Raw genomic sequence first — 13,072 nt, forward strand, 5'->3', positions numbered from 1 at the left:
GAACAAGAATAGGCTGTCTGGGGCGTTCGACAAGCGCTATCTTAAGGGCGGCTCATGTCTGTTTTATTGCCACTTGCTCCGGGCGGAAAGATCGGTCTCGCGCGCTTCGACCCAGCCGGTCTCGCCGCCGTCCTTCAGGTGTTCCTTCTTCCAGAAGGGAGCGTCCGTTTTCAGGAAGTCCATGACGAAGGCCGCACCGTCAAATGCCGCCTGTCTGTGTTTTGCTGCCGCGACGACCAGAACGATGTTTTCGCCGGGCCTGATCCGGCCGTAGCGGTGGATTGCGGTGAGGCCAAGAAGGCCAAAGCGATCGATGGCGGTCTTGGCGATGCGGGTGATCTCGCTTTCGGCCATGCCGGGATAGTGCTCAAGTTCGAGGGCTTCCAGCTGGCCGTTCTCGTCGCGACAAAGCCCGGTGAAGCTGACGAGCGCGCCGATATTGGCTCGGTTCGCGCCGAGCCTGTCCTGTTCGGTCGCGATGTCGAAATCCTCCGCCTGGATGCGGATATCGGGGGCTAGGGGCACTGTTTCAGCCCCCCGTCATCGGCGGGAAAAGGGCGATTTCGCGCGCGCCGTCAAGCGGGGCGTCATGTTCGGCATGAACCCGGTCGAGCGCCACGCGGATAATCTCCGGCTCCTGAAGCGCCGCTTCATAGCCCTCGCCGCGCTCCGTCAGAAAACGCAGCAGTCCGGCGATATCGGTCACGTTCTCGGGCAGGATGATGTCTTCTTCGGCAACGCCGATCCGCTCGCGCACCCAGGCGAAATAGACAAGCTTGGTCACTTTTCAGCCTCCACCACGTGTTTCAGCCCGGCCCTGAAATAGTCGTAGCCGGTATACATCGTCAAAATCGCGGCCACCCACAACAGCACGATGCCGAGATTGGTGGTGTAGGGCATGATCTTGTCACCGGCAGGGCCGGCCAGCAGCAGGCCGATCGCGATCATCTGGAAGGTTGTCTTCCATTTGGCGATCCGCGTGACCGGAACGGACACCTTCAGACCGGCGAGATATTCCCTGAGGCCGGAGACCAGAACTTCGCGGCACAGGATGATGATCGCGGCCCAGAGCGACCATCCGGCAATCGTCCGTTCGACATCGGCGGCAAGCAGAAGGAGGCAGGTGGAGACCAGAAGCTTGTCAGCGATCGGATCCAGCATGCGCCCGATATTGGATTGCTGGTTCCAGGCGCGCGCCAGATAGCCATCGAAGAAATCGGTGATCGAGGCGATCAGAAAGATCGTCAGCGCCGCCCAGCGGGCCGTATCCGAACTGGAAAGCTTGCCCTCCAGAAAGAAGCACAGAACGATCAGGGGCACTGCAAGAATGCGGCCATAGGTCAGGAGGTTGGGGATATTATACGCTTTTGATGCCATGGCTTCATTCCGTGTGCTCGCACTGCCTGCTGGGCAGTGCGCTTTATGTAGGGGCAAATTGCTTCCATTGCATGGCCAAGGTCAATGCCGGCCCGGATTAATAGTGTGTCATATCGCCCCTGGCTGCAGGAAGGACTTCCTATTAGCCGCCGCCGTCATGGAAGTGATCATAGATCTGCTGCGCCATCGCTTCCGAGATGCCCTCGACGGCGCTGAGATCGGTCAGCCCGGCGCGCGAGACGGCCTTGGCCGAGCCGAAATGCTGCAGCAGCGCCCGCTTGCGCGACGGGCCGATGCCGGCGATCTCGTCGAGCGGGTTCTTCACCATCTCCTTCTTGCGCCGGGCGCGGTGCGAGCCGATGGCAAAGCGATGCGCCTCGTCGCGCAGGCGCTGGATGAAATAGAGCACCGGATCGCGCGGCGGCAACGAGAAATCGGGCTTGCCCTCCATGAAGAAGCGCTCGCGCCCGGCCTCGCGGTCCGCGCCCTTGGCGATGCCGATGGCGGTCACCGCATCCTTGATGCCGAGTTCTTCGAGAATGGCGCGCACCGCTGACATCTGCCCCTGGCCGCCATCGATGAGGATGACATCCGGCCAGGCGGGGAAGGGGGCGTCGTCATCGGCCTCGACCGGCTGGCTGCGGTCGGGAATGCCGTGTTCCTTGACGAGACGTGAGAAACGGCGGGTCATCACCTCGCGCATCATGCCGAAATCGTCGCCCGGCGTGATCTCCGTCGATTTGATGTTGAACTTGCGATACTGCGCCTTCACGAAGCCTTCCGGCCCGGCGACGATCATGCCGCCGACGGCATTGGTGCCCATGATATGGGAGTTGTCGTAGACCTCGATGCGCCGGGGGGCCGAAGAGAGCCCGAAGGTCTCGGCAAAGCCCTGCAGCAGGCGCGATTGCGTTGCCGTTTCGGAAAGCTTGCGGCCATGGGCCTCGCGCGCATTGGCGAGAACATGGTCGACCGCCTCGCGCTTTTCGCCCCGCTTGGGCACGGCGATGTTCACCTTGCGCCCGGCGCGTTCGGAAAGCGCCAGTTCAAGCAAAGCCCGCTCCTCGATCTCCTCCGACAGGAAGACGTCGCGCGGGATCGGCTTGTCATCGTAGAACTGCGCCAGGAACGCGTTGAGGATTTCGGCGGCGGACAGCGAGGGATCGGTTTTCGGGAAATAGGCGCGGTTGCCCCAGTTCTGGCCGGTCCGGTAGAAGAACACCTGGATGCAGCAGAGCCCGCCTTCGTTATGAATGGCGAAGACATCGGCCTCCTCGATCCCCGCCGGATTGACGCCCTGGTGGCCGAGCACATGGGAAAGCGCCGACAGGCGGTCGCGATAGATCGCCGCGCGCTCGAAGTCGAGCTCTTCGGAGGCCTGGTTCATGGCGTCCGCGAGTTCGGCGTGAACCTGCTTGCTCTTGCCCGAAAGAAAGGCCTTCGCCTCGTTCACCAGCTCGCCATAGTCCTCGGTGGAGATCTCGCCGGTGCAGGGGCCGGCGCAGCGCTTGATCTGGTAGAGCAGGCAGGGCCGCGTGCGACTTTCATAGACGCTGTCGGTGCAGGAGCGGATCAGGAAGGCCCGCTGCATGGCGTTGATCGTGCGTCCGACCGCGCCGGCTGAGGCAAAGGGGCCGAAATAGTCGCCCTTGCGGGCGCGCGCGCCGCGATGCTTGAACAGCGCCGGGGCCTCGTGATCGCCGGTGATCAGGATATAGGGAAAGGACTTGTCGTCGCGCAGCAGAACGTTGAAGCGCGGCCGCAAGCGCTTGATCAGGTTTGCCTCCAGCAGCAGCGCCTCGGTCTCCGTCCGCGTGGTGACGAATTCCATATGCGCCGTCTGGGTGATCATGCGGGTGATGCGGTTGGAATGTCCGCGCCCCTGGGCGTAATTGGTGACGCGCTTCTTCAGCGAGCGCGCCTTGCCAACGTAAAGCACGTCGCCATTGGCGTTGAACATGCGGTAGACGCCGGGGCTGTTGGGCAGGTGCTTGACGAATTCGCCGATCAGCGCCGCGCCCTTCAGCGCGTGTTTTTGGCTGGCGGCGTCATTCCAGACAATCTCGCCCGCCTCGATCGCGGCGCTTGTCTCCGCCACCTCCGGCAGGTCGCCGTCGTCTTCGTCATAAAGGATGCCGCCATCGGGCGGCGTCTGTCGTGTCATTCGTTGATCCCTGCCACATCGGGCGTTTCCCAGGCCAGGTGCTGCCCGCCATCGAGCGCAATCATCTGTCCCGTGATCGAAGGCGTTTCGAAGAGATAGCGAATCGTTGACCCGAATTCGCCAAGCTCCGGTGCTCTCCTTAAGATAAGAGCCGCGACCTGGCTTTCAAAATCCTCATCGCTCTGCCGGCTGTTTTTAAGCGTCGGTCCCGGACCGATGGCGTTGACGCGGATGCGGGGCGCGAGCGCCTGCGCCAGCGTTTGCGTTGCCGCCCACATGGCGCTCTTGGAAAGCCCGTAGGTGAAGAAGTTCGGAACCGGCGCCCAGACCCGCTGGTCGATCATGTTGACGATCAGCCCGTTTGCGCCGTCGGGCAATTGCCGGGCAAAATGCTCGGCCAGAATGAGCGGCGCCTTCACGTGGATGGCGAAATGCTGGTCGAACTGCGCCTCATCGAAATGGTCGGCGCTGTCGGCGCGAAACAGGGAGGCATTGTTGACGAGCAAATCAACCGGCCCCATCGCAGCATTGACCGCGCCGAAAAGCCCGCCGGTCGCTTCGGCATCCAGGAGATCGGCGCCGAAGGCTTCGGCCTCAACGCCCGTCCGGCGCAATGATTTAGCCAGTTCACGGGCCTCGGAAAGGGAGGTATGGGCATGGATTGCCACATTGAAGCCGCAATTGGCCAGGTCCTCGACGATCGCGCGGCCAAGTCTTTTCGCGCCTCCCGTGACGAGCACGGTCCTGGCGGATGTGTTCTGCTGCATCGTGATGTTCCCTCTCTTCGGCCGAAAGCTTATATCGCCTCTCGCGTCAAAGCGCCAAATGGAAATTGATGCGGTTGCTCGATGGTGATGGCGCTACTGAAAGAACTTCTTTAGTTTAAATAACGTTAAATTTTGTATAAATCTTTTATTAAACATAAACTTCTTTCTGATTTTGACTGTAAATAGATCGTTAACCAAGGATATTACAAGGACTTTTTGAGTATTGAAAAGGTGTGTTCCCGGTTCTATTTCATCTTTTAAGCGCATACGGCGCGGTGATCGCCTTTTCCCGGGCGTCCGGCAGCCGGTATCGACTGAAGGAGAGACAAGATGCGGAACATGAACAAGACACTTGCTGCCGCAACCGCGGTACTGATGGGCGCCGGCGCGGCTCAGGCCGCCGATGCGATCGTTGCCCAGCCCTATGAACCGAGCCCGGCGACCTATGCGGCTCCGGCGCCGATCTCCAACTGGAGCGGCTTCTATCTCGGCGGCGCCGCCAACTGGGACTGGGGCACGTTCGATGAGGGCGACTTCAAGGCAGACGGCTGGGGCGGCACGCTGTTCGGCGGCTACAACATGCAGTCCGGCTCGATCGTCTACGGTGTGGAAGGCGACCTCGCCACCTCCAACCAGAGCGAGACCATCAATCCCGGCCTGAAGATGGAGCAGGGCTTCAACGGCTCGCTGCGCGGTCGCGTCGGCTATGCCATGGATCCTGTCCTGCTGTACGGCACGGCCGGTCTCGCCGGTTCCAAGCTGGTTGCCAAGCAGGCCGGCGACAAGGACACGCAGATGGGCTGGGGCTGGACTGTCGGCGCCGGTGTCGAAGCCATGGTCACCGAGAACATTTCGGCCCGCGTCGAATATCGCTATACCGACTACGGCAAGCAGGACTTCAAGCTCAACGGCAACACCTATGAGCGCGGCTTCCAGGAAAACACCGTCAAGGTTGGTCTCGGCGTCCACTTCTGATTGCCGTTCCGCTGCAGGACATTAAGAAAACCCGCCATCACGGCGGGTTTTCGCGTTTTATGCCCAACCGGCGGCTCAAACGTGTGACTTCAGCGTTCTGAAGGCCGGAAAGGCCTCCTCGAAGGCAGACGGCCAGCGGGCGAGGCGAACGCGATGTTCCTCCCATTCGCCCGGGAAACGCAGCATCAGATAGCCGATGAGCCCGCCGAGGGCGAAATGGCCTGCATTCAGCTTCTTCTTCAGTTGCGGCGGGTTCTCATCGAGATAATCGAGGCCGCGACGGATCTTGTCCCATTGCCGGTCGACCCATGGCTGGTGCCAGGTCTCGGGCGTGCGGTAGCGCTTCTCATAGACAACCAGCACTACCGCGTCGCAAATGCCGTCGCAAAGCGCTTCCATGCGTTCGACCGCTGCGCGCTTTTCAAGCTTGTGCGGGTAGAGGCGCTTGTCATCTGCAAGGCGGTCGAGATAGTGCATGATCGTGCGGCTGTCGTAGAGCGTCAGGCCGTCATCGGTTACAAGCGTCGGGATCTTGCCAAGCGGGTTGGCGGCAAGCAGAGCCTCCGGCGGCTTTACCGTGTCAACCGGCTCGAGATCGATGTCGAGGCCGAGATGGTGTGCGGCCATGACCACCTTGGCGGAAAACGGCGAGGCAGTCGCATAAAGCAGTTTCACTGGTCACTCCCTCCGGTCATTGCTGTCAGGCATGCTGCCTGAGATTCGCGAGATCGCGTCACCAGAACCGATAGACCGGAACCGCGCTCGCGTGAAGGGCGATCCGCGTCAGTTCTGGTCGTGCTGTTCTCCGGCAATCCAGAATGAGCGCTGGCTTGCGAAACGGTCCTGCGCCAGGCTCTCCTTCAGAAAGGGCAGCAGGATGTTGAGCTCCGCCTTCAGCGTGTAGGGCGGGTTGACGATGACGAGGCCGGAGCCGATGAGACCGTCGCTTTCGCGGTCACTCCTGACCGAAAGCTCTGCGCAGAGGGTTTTGGGTATGCCCAGCCCCTCAAGCGCGCCATGGAAGGCTGAGACCGGCGCGCCTTTCTTCAACGGGTACCAGAGGCAGTAGGTGCCCGTGGCAAAACGCCGGTAGGCCTTGGCCAGGCCATCCACAAGCCGCTCGAACTCGCCCTCTTTCTCGAAGGGCGGATCGACGAGAACAAGGCCGCGCCGTTCCTTCGGCGGCAGGTGGCCCGCAAGCGACAGCCAGCCGTCGAGCTTCGTCGCCCGCACATGATGGTCGCCGGCAAAGCGTGCCTGAAGCGTCGCGAAATCCGCCTCGTGCAGTTCCATCAGGGAAAGCCGGTCCTGCTTGCGCATCAGCATGCGGGCGAGTTTCGGCGAGCCCGGATAGGTCGCGATCTCCGGCGTCGCGTTCATCGCCCTGACGGCGTCGAGATAGGGGGCTAGGAGGGCGGCGACATCGTCCGGGAGGTCGGTTGCGAGAAGCCGGCCGATGCCGGTCTGCCACTCGCCGGTCTTCTGCGCCTCGGCGCTGGACAGGTCGTATTGCCCGGTGCCGGCATGGGTGTCGAGAATGCGGAAGGCGGCCTCCTTCTTCTGGAGATAGGTGATCAGCCGCGCGAAAACCGCATGCTTGAGCACATCCGCGAAGTTTCCGGCGTGGTAGATGTGTCGATAGTTCATTGCGGCTCCGCATTGTGTTTGCAGGAGAAGTTATTATGAGTCTCGAACATGTTTTACAAGCAGCGTCCGGCAACGGGCGGCGGCGTTTTCAAAAGGACATTTTCATGACCAGGGACCAGAGCGCGCCCATTTCCAACCTGTCCAGGACCACGCTGAGCGACGGCTGGTGCCGGCTGGTCGAGTATGCATTCGACTATCACTTTGCCGATGGAAGGGTCGTCGAACGCTCCTGGGAGGTCTGCGAACGGCCAGAGGCCACGTCGGTTCTCGTATTCGATCGCTCCAGCCGGAAATTCGTGCTCGTCCGCCAGTTCCGCGTTCCCGTCTATGCGATGGGCGAGGGGGATGGCTTTTTTCTGGAAACAGCGGCCGGTCTGATCGACGACGGCGAAAGCCCGGAGGAAACCGCCATCCGGGAAGTATGCGAGGAAACGGGATATCATGTCGAGGAACTGCTGCCGATCCGCGCCATCATCGCAGCGCCCGGCCTGATGACGGAGAAGATCCATTGTTATGCCGCCATCGTCGATGAGGGCATGCGGATCGGTGCCGGCGGCGGGCTCGACGAAGAACACGAAGAAATCCAAGTCGTGCATCTTGCCTTCGACGAAGCCATGGCGATGGTCGATAGCGGCGAGATATCCGACGCGAAGACAATCGTTATGCTGCAATGGGCGGCCTTGAACAGGGACGTATTCGGTCTTTGAGCGCTGGCGGCATCAAGGTGTCGCGTAGTCCATGCGGTAGCGCGGGACCTGAAGCGTATCGAAGCCGATCGCGATCAAGTCGCCGTTTTCCTGGAGGAGCGTCGCAAGAGCGGCGGTATCGCGGGCCGAGAGGACCGGCGCATCGGTGCTGATCGGCGTTGCCGAAAGACGTTCCTGGATTGCCTCGCGCCGGCCCCAATTACCCATCGCCTGCGTGGTGACGTCAAGCCACAGGCGCAAGTGCCGCACGAGGTCGACCGTGTCGCGCACGAGAGGCTCGCGCGGATAATAAATGGCGAGCGGCGTTGCGGTGAAATTGCCGGCGGGCTCGGTCTCGTAGAAGCGGATGGAAACGAGATCGGTTTTCTCCGTTATGGTCTGGAGCGCGGTCTCGTCCAGCGTCCCCGTAGTGATCGTGCCAAGGGCTTCTATCGTTTCCTCCGGACGGCCCCAGAGCGCTGCCTGGCGCTCTTCCGACAATTCGCCCGCATAATCGAGCATTCCGGCGGCTTCGCTGGTGCCGTCCAGATCGGCATGGGCGGCATCGGGATAGAGCGAGAAGGCACCCTCTCGAGGCAGGTAGTAGAGCGCGAAGCGTGTCGTGATGAAGCGCTCGAGCAGGTCCTGCACCGTGTCCCTTTCCGCGGGCGTCGCGTTCTTCCAGACATATTTCGTCAGGAAGCGAAAGCCGCGATCCTGATCGATGATCCAGCGATGCAGCCGGTCCGGCGCCTCCGGCATCGGCTTTGAAAGGCCGGCGATCACCGATGCGAAGATGCGGTCGGTGTAGCGAAGCGGCATGTCGGGGCGAATATTGTCGCCGTTTGAATCGACGAACATCTTGATGATCTTGCCGCTGTCGCCGATATCGCCGCCCTCCAGCATTTCGCCGGTATTGCGGTCGCGCGGCCCCCACAGGCCCGTCTCGGGATTCTGGTTATCGTAGAACCATCGATAGTAGGACTGCTTCCAGTCTTCCGGGAAGCCGTAGAATCCGAGCCGCTCATCCTGCTCGATCAGGTCCTGCAACTCGACTGCGCTGACAAAGGCCGGCTTGATCATGGTGCCGATCCAGCCGACCTGCGAGGCATCGTCCAGCATGGTCGTCAGTTCTTCCGGCGTGTCGATCCTGTCGAGGAAGGAGAGCGGATATTCGAGTGCGAAGGGCTCGCCTGCCTTGGCGCTCAAGGCCTCGATCAGATTGATCATGTTGGCCGTCACCCCGATATTGGTGACCACCGGATCGTCACCGTTGGGGTAGAAGGCGCCGGTGTCCGGGTTCTGCAGGCCCTTGAAGAAGGCGAGTTCTTCCTGTGCGTCAGTGAATTGGGGAATTCTGACCAGTCCCTGGCGCGTCGTCATCTGCTCGTGGATCTGGTTGAGGCGGGAAATGCCCTTCAGATAGTGCCCGTGGTCGAGATAATAGGACACGCTCAGCATCTCGAACTCGAAGGGCGAAAGATAGTAGCCTTCCTCCTTCAACGCTGCGTTCGCCGCAAAAATCTGTTTTACCCGGTTGGCCTCGAAGGCAATGAGCGCCGTAGCGGCCAGAACGGCGGCAACGGCGACCAGGCCCAGCGTGAAGATCAGCTTCCTGCCTTTCGACATCCATTCCTCCCGCAATTCGATTGCCAGAATGCCGGAGGCGAATGATGCCTGTATTTTTGGTTGTGTCCTTGATGTCCCGCAAATCTGGCGGGCATTCATACCTCAGTCGGAAAACTGTTCGGCGAGGATACGTTCCGACCAGGACCGGTTCGGATCCGACAGGACCTTGGCCCGGGCCTCCGGATCCTGCTCGATGCGCACATGCAGCACATGCTTGACTTCGGTGTGGTCGGCAAAGGCGTTTACGAGGCGTTTTTCCGGTTCCAGCACTTCAATGTCGACCACCGAATTGTTCGGCAAAAGCGCGCCGCGCCAGCGTCGCGGACGGAAGGCGCTGACCGGGGTGATGGCGAGAAGCGGGGCCTCGAGCGGAATGATCGGCCCGTGAACCGAGAGATTATAGGCGGTGGAGCCGGCCGGCGTTGCCACGAGAATGCCGTCACAGGCAAGTTCCGGCAGGCGGACGCGATCATCGACACGCACCTGAAGCTTGGCTGCCTGGTGCGACTGGCGCAGCATCGAAACCTCGTTGATCGCCAGCGCGATCGAGGATGTGCCGTCGGCGTTCCGCGTCGTCATCCTGAGCGGCCTGAGTTCGTTCACGTCGGCGGCCTTGAGCCGTTCGTGCAGGTTGTCGGTCGAATACTCGTTCATCAGGAAGCCGACCGAGCCGCGGTTCATGCCGTATACCGGAGTGTCGGAATTCATGGTCTCGTGCAGCGTCTGCAGCATGAAGCCATCGCCGCCAAGTGCCACGATGAAGTCGGCTTCCTCGGCCGACGCGTTGCCATAGCGTCCGATCAGCTCCGCCTTTGCTTTCTTGGCATCGTCTGCTTCCGAAGACAGGAAGCACAGTAAAGGCGTTTTCTCTGGCATTGCGCATTTCCGTTCGCGGGAAGAGGTCTTTCGCCGCGCCAGATCACCCGAGAGGGCAGTGTTTTGCAAGCCCCGAGCTGCAATGAACTTGATCGTAGCCGCGAAAATACCGGCCAAATTGTTGATTTTTTCGTTTTACAGAGAAGGCAAATCTGCTAGTGGGCATGCCCAATGCCCTTGTAGCTCAGTTGGTAGAGCATCTGATTTGTAATCAGAGGGTCGCGGGTTCGAATCCTGCCGGGGGCACCAAGTCGCTTTCAGGGTAATCGCTGCCGGGCGTTTCGAGAACGTCTTTTCCGCACGCTTACCCTGGCGCCATTTTGTCCGAGCCCTGAAAAGCTTGTCAAAATGCCGAGGATATTGCATGAAGTCGCGCCCGGTCATGCCGGCCTGTTGTGCGCATGAAACCCAACGGCTTTTGAAGCCGAGATGAAATGAAGGTATGGATATGCAGGTAACCGAAACGCTCGCCGAAGGGCTGAAGCGCGAAATCAAGATCACTGTTCCTGCGGACGATCTGAAGGCGCGGATGAACGAGCGCCTGGCTGAGGCCAAGGACAAGGTTCGCATCAATGGCTTTCGTCCGGGCAAGGTGCCGATCGCGCATCTGAAGAAGATGTACGGCAAGTCGATCATGGCCGAGCTGATCAACGAGACCCTGCAGGAAAAGCCGCAGGAAGTCATCAACGAGCGTGGCGAACGCGCTGCCGGCCAGCCGAAGATCGACATGACCGAGGATGAAGGCGAGGCCAATCGGGTTCTGAATGGCGAAGCCGATTTCGAATTCACCGTCGCCTACGAAATCCTGCCGAAGTTCGAGTTGCAGCCAACCGACGGCCTGAAGGTCGAGCGTCCGGTTGTCGAGATCGCCGACGAGGAAGTCGAGGAGCAGGTCAAGGCGGTTGCCGAAAACGCCCGCGAATATGAGACCAAGGACGGCGCTGCCGAAAACGGCGATCGCGTCACCATTGATTATGTCGGCAAGATCGACGGCGAAGCCTTTGATGGCGGTACCGACACCGATTCGCAGCTCGTGCTCGGCTCCGACCGCTTCATCCCCGGCTTCGAGGACCAGCTTGTCGGCGTCAAGGCCGGCGATGAGAAGCAGGTGAAGGTTACCTTCCCGGAAGAGTATCCGGCCGAGCAGCTTGCCGGCAAGGAAGCCGTCTTTGAAGTTACCGTCAAGGAAGTCGCTTCCGCCGGCGAACTGGAAATCAACGACGAACTGGCTGAAAAGCTGGGTCTGGAATCGGCCGAGCGCCTGCGCGGTCTCGTTCGCGAACAGATCGAGGGTCAGTACAACCAGTTCACCCGTCAGAAGGTCAAGCGTCAGATCCTCGACCAGCTCGACGAGCAGTATTCCTTCGAAGCGCCGGAATCGCTTGTCGATGCCGAGTTCGAGAACATCTGGCGTCAGGTGAATGCCGATCTGGAACGCAGCGGCAAGACCTTCGAAGACGAAGAAACCACCGAGGAAGACGCGCGCGCGGAATACCGCAAGCTTGCCGAGCGTCGCGTCCGTCTGGGCCTGGTTCTCTCCGAGATCGGCGAGAAGGCCGGCGTCGAGGTTGGCGAAGACGAGATGCAGCGCGCCCTTTATGACCAGATGCGCCAGTATCCGGGTCAGGAGCAGGAAATCCTCAAATTCTTCCGCGAAACCCCCGGCGCCGCCGCTTCGCTGCGCGCTCCGATCTTCGAGGAAAAGGTTGTCGACCACCTCCTGGAGCAGATCGACGTCAAGGACGTCACCGTCTCCAAGGAAGAGCTGATGGCTGACGACGAGGACGAAGTCGCCGAAGCCACCAAGAAGGCCGAGGAAAAGTCGGCTCCGAAGAAGAAGGCCGCGCCGAAGAAAAAGGCTGCTGCCAAGACCGAGGAGAAGGCTGAGGCCGCCGAGGAAGCGCCTGCCGCCGAGGAAAAGCCTGCTGCAAAGAAGGCTGCTCCGAAGAAGAAGGCCGCACCGAAGAAGAAGGCGCCTGCCAAGGCCGCCGCTGAAAAGGCTGACGACAAGTCCGAGGAATAATTTCCTCATCCTTATCGAAATGAAGGCCGCCCGGTTCATCGCCGGGCGGTTTTTCGTTTCAGGGTGCCGGCGGATCTTCGATGCGCGCAAGCGCAAGCCCCGCGATCTCCAGCGGTATGTCCGCGCGCGGGTCTTCATCCTTGATGAACCATGTGGCTGAAAGCCCGCCCCATGCGGCGATCCAGCGCAACAGGCGCTCGGGATCGATCCTGGCCCGTCGCGCGATCTGGCCGAGACGATGCTCGAACGTCACGGGGTTGCGGGCAATCCGAAGTGCCGGATCGGCGAGATCGGGATTGCAGAAGATATTGGCAAGGTCGAAGGCGCGCTCGCCGAGCAGCCCCTTGGGATCGATGGCGAGGAAGCCGCGGCTGCCGAAATCCAGTACATTGGCATGGTGGAGATCGCCGTGCAGGGGGCGGATGTCCGTCTGGCTTTGAAGCAGGCTGCGGGCATGGCCGGCACAGGCGGGCAGCATGCCGCCGAAATCGGACGCCCGGGCGAACAGCGCCCTGAAACGCGTTTCAAGCGGAATGAGATTGTCAGGCGGCTGGTGAGGGCGCTCCCGGTGAAGGGCGGCGGCAACGGTGCAGAGAATGTCCGTGGCCTCGCCATCTCTGTTGGCGGTGCTCATTTCTGTGAGAGAGCGGCGGCCTGCGGCCCGCTCCATCAGGATCGCGCCGTCATCGGCCTCGATGACGCGGGCGGCGCCGTCGCCTGCCCACCAGCCAAGAAGCGTTGCGCCCGTTTTCTCCTCCTCGTCCAGGAAGAGCTTCAGCATGGCAGTCTTGGTTCCCCGGAGTACGGGAAGCAGCGCGCCGGTTGCCGTCACAATGGGCGCGCCGTCGGGTTCAAGCCGCCAGCGGGCGATCCAGGGCGCAAACTTTGCGGCTGCCGAAGCGTTCCGTCCGGCAGGCGCATCGCCCAT

General features: G+C 61.2%; 13 protein-coding genes and 1 tRNA gene. 4 read left to right on the top strand and 10 right to left on the bottom strand.

Annotated elements, in window-relative coordinates; translation table 11 throughout:
* Positions 1-63 precede the first annotated feature (63 nt).
* The 5 genes from GGR30_RS07955 to GGR30_RS07975 form a co-directional block, all read right to left on the bottom strand.
* The gene (locus GGR30_RS07955) at positions 64-525 is read right to left on the bottom strand and encodes a molybdenum cofactor biosynthesis protein MoaE (protein WP_183484503.1); all 462 of its coding nucleotides are present in this window, start codon (positions 523-525) and stop codon (positions 64-66) included.
* Between the two features lie 4 nt (positions 526-529).
* The gene (gene moaD / locus GGR30_RS07960) at positions 530-784 is read right to left on the bottom strand and encodes a molybdopterin converting factor subunit 1 (RefSeq protein ID WP_183484506.1); all 255 of its coding nucleotides are present in this window, start codon (positions 782-784) and stop codon (positions 530-532) included.
* Positions 781-1,377, bottom strand: a complete 597-nt coding sequence (gene pgsA / locus GGR30_RS07965) for a CDP-diacylglycerol--glycerol-3-phosphate 3-phosphatidyltransferase (protein WP_183484509.1) — start codon at positions 1,375-1,377, stop codon at positions 781-783. The genes moaD and pgsA overlap by 4 nt, the downstream gene beginning before the upstream one ends.
* Positions 1,378-1,519: 142 nt before the next feature.
* A complete protein-coding gene (gene uvrC, locus GGR30_RS07970) occupies positions 1,520-3,541 on the bottom strand; it encodes an excinuclease ABC subunit UvrC (RefSeq protein ID WP_183484512.1) in 2,022 nt (673 codons plus the stop codon).
* Positions 3,538-4,308, bottom strand: a complete 771-nt coding sequence (locus GGR30_RS07975; RefSeq protein ID WP_183484515.1) for an SDR family oxidoreductase — start codon at positions 4,306-4,308, stop codon at positions 3,538-3,540. The genes uvrC and GGR30_RS07975 overlap by 4 nt, the downstream gene beginning before the upstream one ends.
* Before the next feature lie 339 nt (positions 4,309-4,647).
* On the opposite strand from GGR30_RS07975, the gene GGR30_RS07980 reads away from it, so the two are divergent.
* On the top strand, positions 4,648-5,283 hold the full coding sequence (locus GGR30_RS07980; protein WP_343066477.1) for an outer membrane protein: 636 nt from the start codon (positions 4,648-4,650) through the stop codon (positions 5,281-5,283).
* 75 nt (positions 5,284-5,358) lie between these two features.
* Here the strand turns inward: GGR30_RS07980 and GGR30_RS07985 are convergent, their stop codons facing one another.
* Positions 5,359-5,958 carry a glutathione S-transferase N-terminal domain-containing protein gene (locus GGR30_RS07985; protein ID WP_183484521.1) on the bottom strand — a complete coding sequence of 200 codons (600 nt, stop codon included), beginning with the start codon at positions 5,956-5,958 and terminating at the stop codon, positions 5,359-5,361.
* A gap of 108 nt (positions 5,959-6,066) precedes the next feature.
* The gene (locus tag GGR30_RS07990; RefSeq protein ID WP_183484524.1) at positions 6,067-6,930 is read right to left on the bottom strand and encodes a 23S rRNA (adenine(2030)-N(6))-methyltransferase RlmJ; all 864 of its coding nucleotides are present in this window, start codon (positions 6,928-6,930) and stop codon (positions 6,067-6,069) included.
* Positions 6,931-7,034: 104 nt separating this feature from the next.
* On the opposite strand from GGR30_RS07990, the gene GGR30_RS07995 reads away from it, so the two are divergent.
* Positions 7,035-7,637 (top strand): NUDIX domain-containing protein, encoded by a 603-nt coding sequence (locus tag GGR30_RS07995; protein ID WP_183484528.1) that lies wholly within the window; start codon positions 7,035-7,037, stop codon positions 7,635-7,637.
* Between the two features lie 12 nt (positions 7,638-7,649).
* On the opposite strand, the gene GGR30_RS08000 is transcribed toward GGR30_RS07995, so the two are convergent.
* A complete protein-coding gene (locus tag GGR30_RS08000; protein ID WP_183484530.1) occupies positions 7,650-9,245 on the bottom strand; it encodes a hypothetical protein in 1,596 nt (531 codons plus the stop codon).
* A 102-nt stretch (positions 9,246-9,347) separates the two neighbouring features.
* Positions 9,348-10,121, bottom strand: a complete 774-nt coding sequence (locus tag GGR30_RS08005; RefSeq protein ID WP_183484533.1) for an NAD kinase — start codon at positions 10,119-10,121, stop codon at positions 9,348-9,350.
* Positions 10,122-10,294: 173 nt separating this feature from the next.
* On the opposite strand from GGR30_RS08005, the gene GGR30_RS08010 reads away from it, so the two are divergent.
* Positions 10,295-10,370 (top strand) — tRNA-Thr (locus tag GGR30_RS08010).
* A gap of 199 nt (positions 10,371-10,569) precedes the next feature.
* The gene (tig, locus tag GGR30_RS08015) at positions 10,570-12,144 is read left to right on the top strand and encodes a trigger factor (RefSeq protein WP_183485039.1); all 1,575 of its coding nucleotides are present in this window, start codon (positions 10,570-10,572) and stop codon (positions 12,142-12,144) included.
* 58 nt (positions 12,145-12,202) lie between these two features.
* On the opposite strand, the gene GGR30_RS08020 is transcribed toward tig, so the two are convergent.
* Positions 12,203-13,072: an aminoglycoside phosphotransferase family protein gene (locus tag GGR30_RS08020; RefSeq protein WP_183484536.1), complete on the bottom strand. Its 870-nt coding sequence runs from the start codon at positions 13,070-13,072 to the stop codon at positions 12,203-12,205.

This window comes from Martelella radicis, assembly GCF_014196625.1.
In the GTDB taxonomy this organism is placed as follows: Bacteria; Pseudomonadota; Alphaproteobacteria; order Rhizobiales; family Rhizobiaceae; genus Martelella; species Martelella radicis.

Excerpts from the sequence above, each read along its gene's own strand:
- GGR30_RS07990 (WP_183484524.1), bottom strand. The coding sequence starts at position 6,930 with ATGAACTATCGACACATCTACCACGCCGGAAACTTCGCGGATGTGCTC.
- GGR30_RS07975 (WP_183484515.1), bottom strand. The coding sequence starts at position 4,308 with ATGCAGCAGAACACATCCGCCAGGACCGTGCTCGTCACGGGAGGCGCG.
- uvrC (WP_183484512.1), bottom strand. The coding sequence starts at position 3,541 with ATGACACGACAGACGCCGCCCGATGGCGGCATCCTTTATGACGAAGAC.
- GGR30_RS08020 (WP_183484536.1), bottom strand. The coding sequence starts at position 13,072 with ATGGGCGATGCGCCTGCCGGACGGAACGCTTCGGCAGCCGCAAAGTTT.
- GGR30_RS07980 (WP_343066477.1), top strand. The coding sequence starts at position 4,648 with ATGAACAAGACACTTGCTGCCGCAACCGCGGTACTGATGGGCGCCGGC.
- pgsA (WP_183484509.1), bottom strand. The coding sequence starts at position 1,377 with ATGGCATCAAAAGCGTATAATATCCCCAACCTCCTGACCTATGGCCGC.
- GGR30_RS07995 (WP_183484528.1), top strand. The coding sequence starts at position 7,035 with ATGACCAGGGACCAGAGCGCGCCCATTTCCAACCTGTCCAGGACCACG.
- GGR30_RS08005 (WP_183484533.1), bottom strand. The coding sequence starts at position 10,121 with ATGCCAGAGAAAACGCCTTTACTGTGCTTCCTGTCTTCGGAAGCAGAC.
- GGR30_RS08000 (WP_183484530.1), bottom strand. The coding sequence starts at position 9,245 with ATGTCGAAAGGCAGGAAGCTGATCTTCACGCTGGGCCTGGTCGCCGTT.
- tig (WP_183485039.1), top strand. The coding sequence starts at position 10,570 with ATGCAGGTAACCGAAACGCTCGCCGAAGGGCTGAAGCGCGAAATCAAG.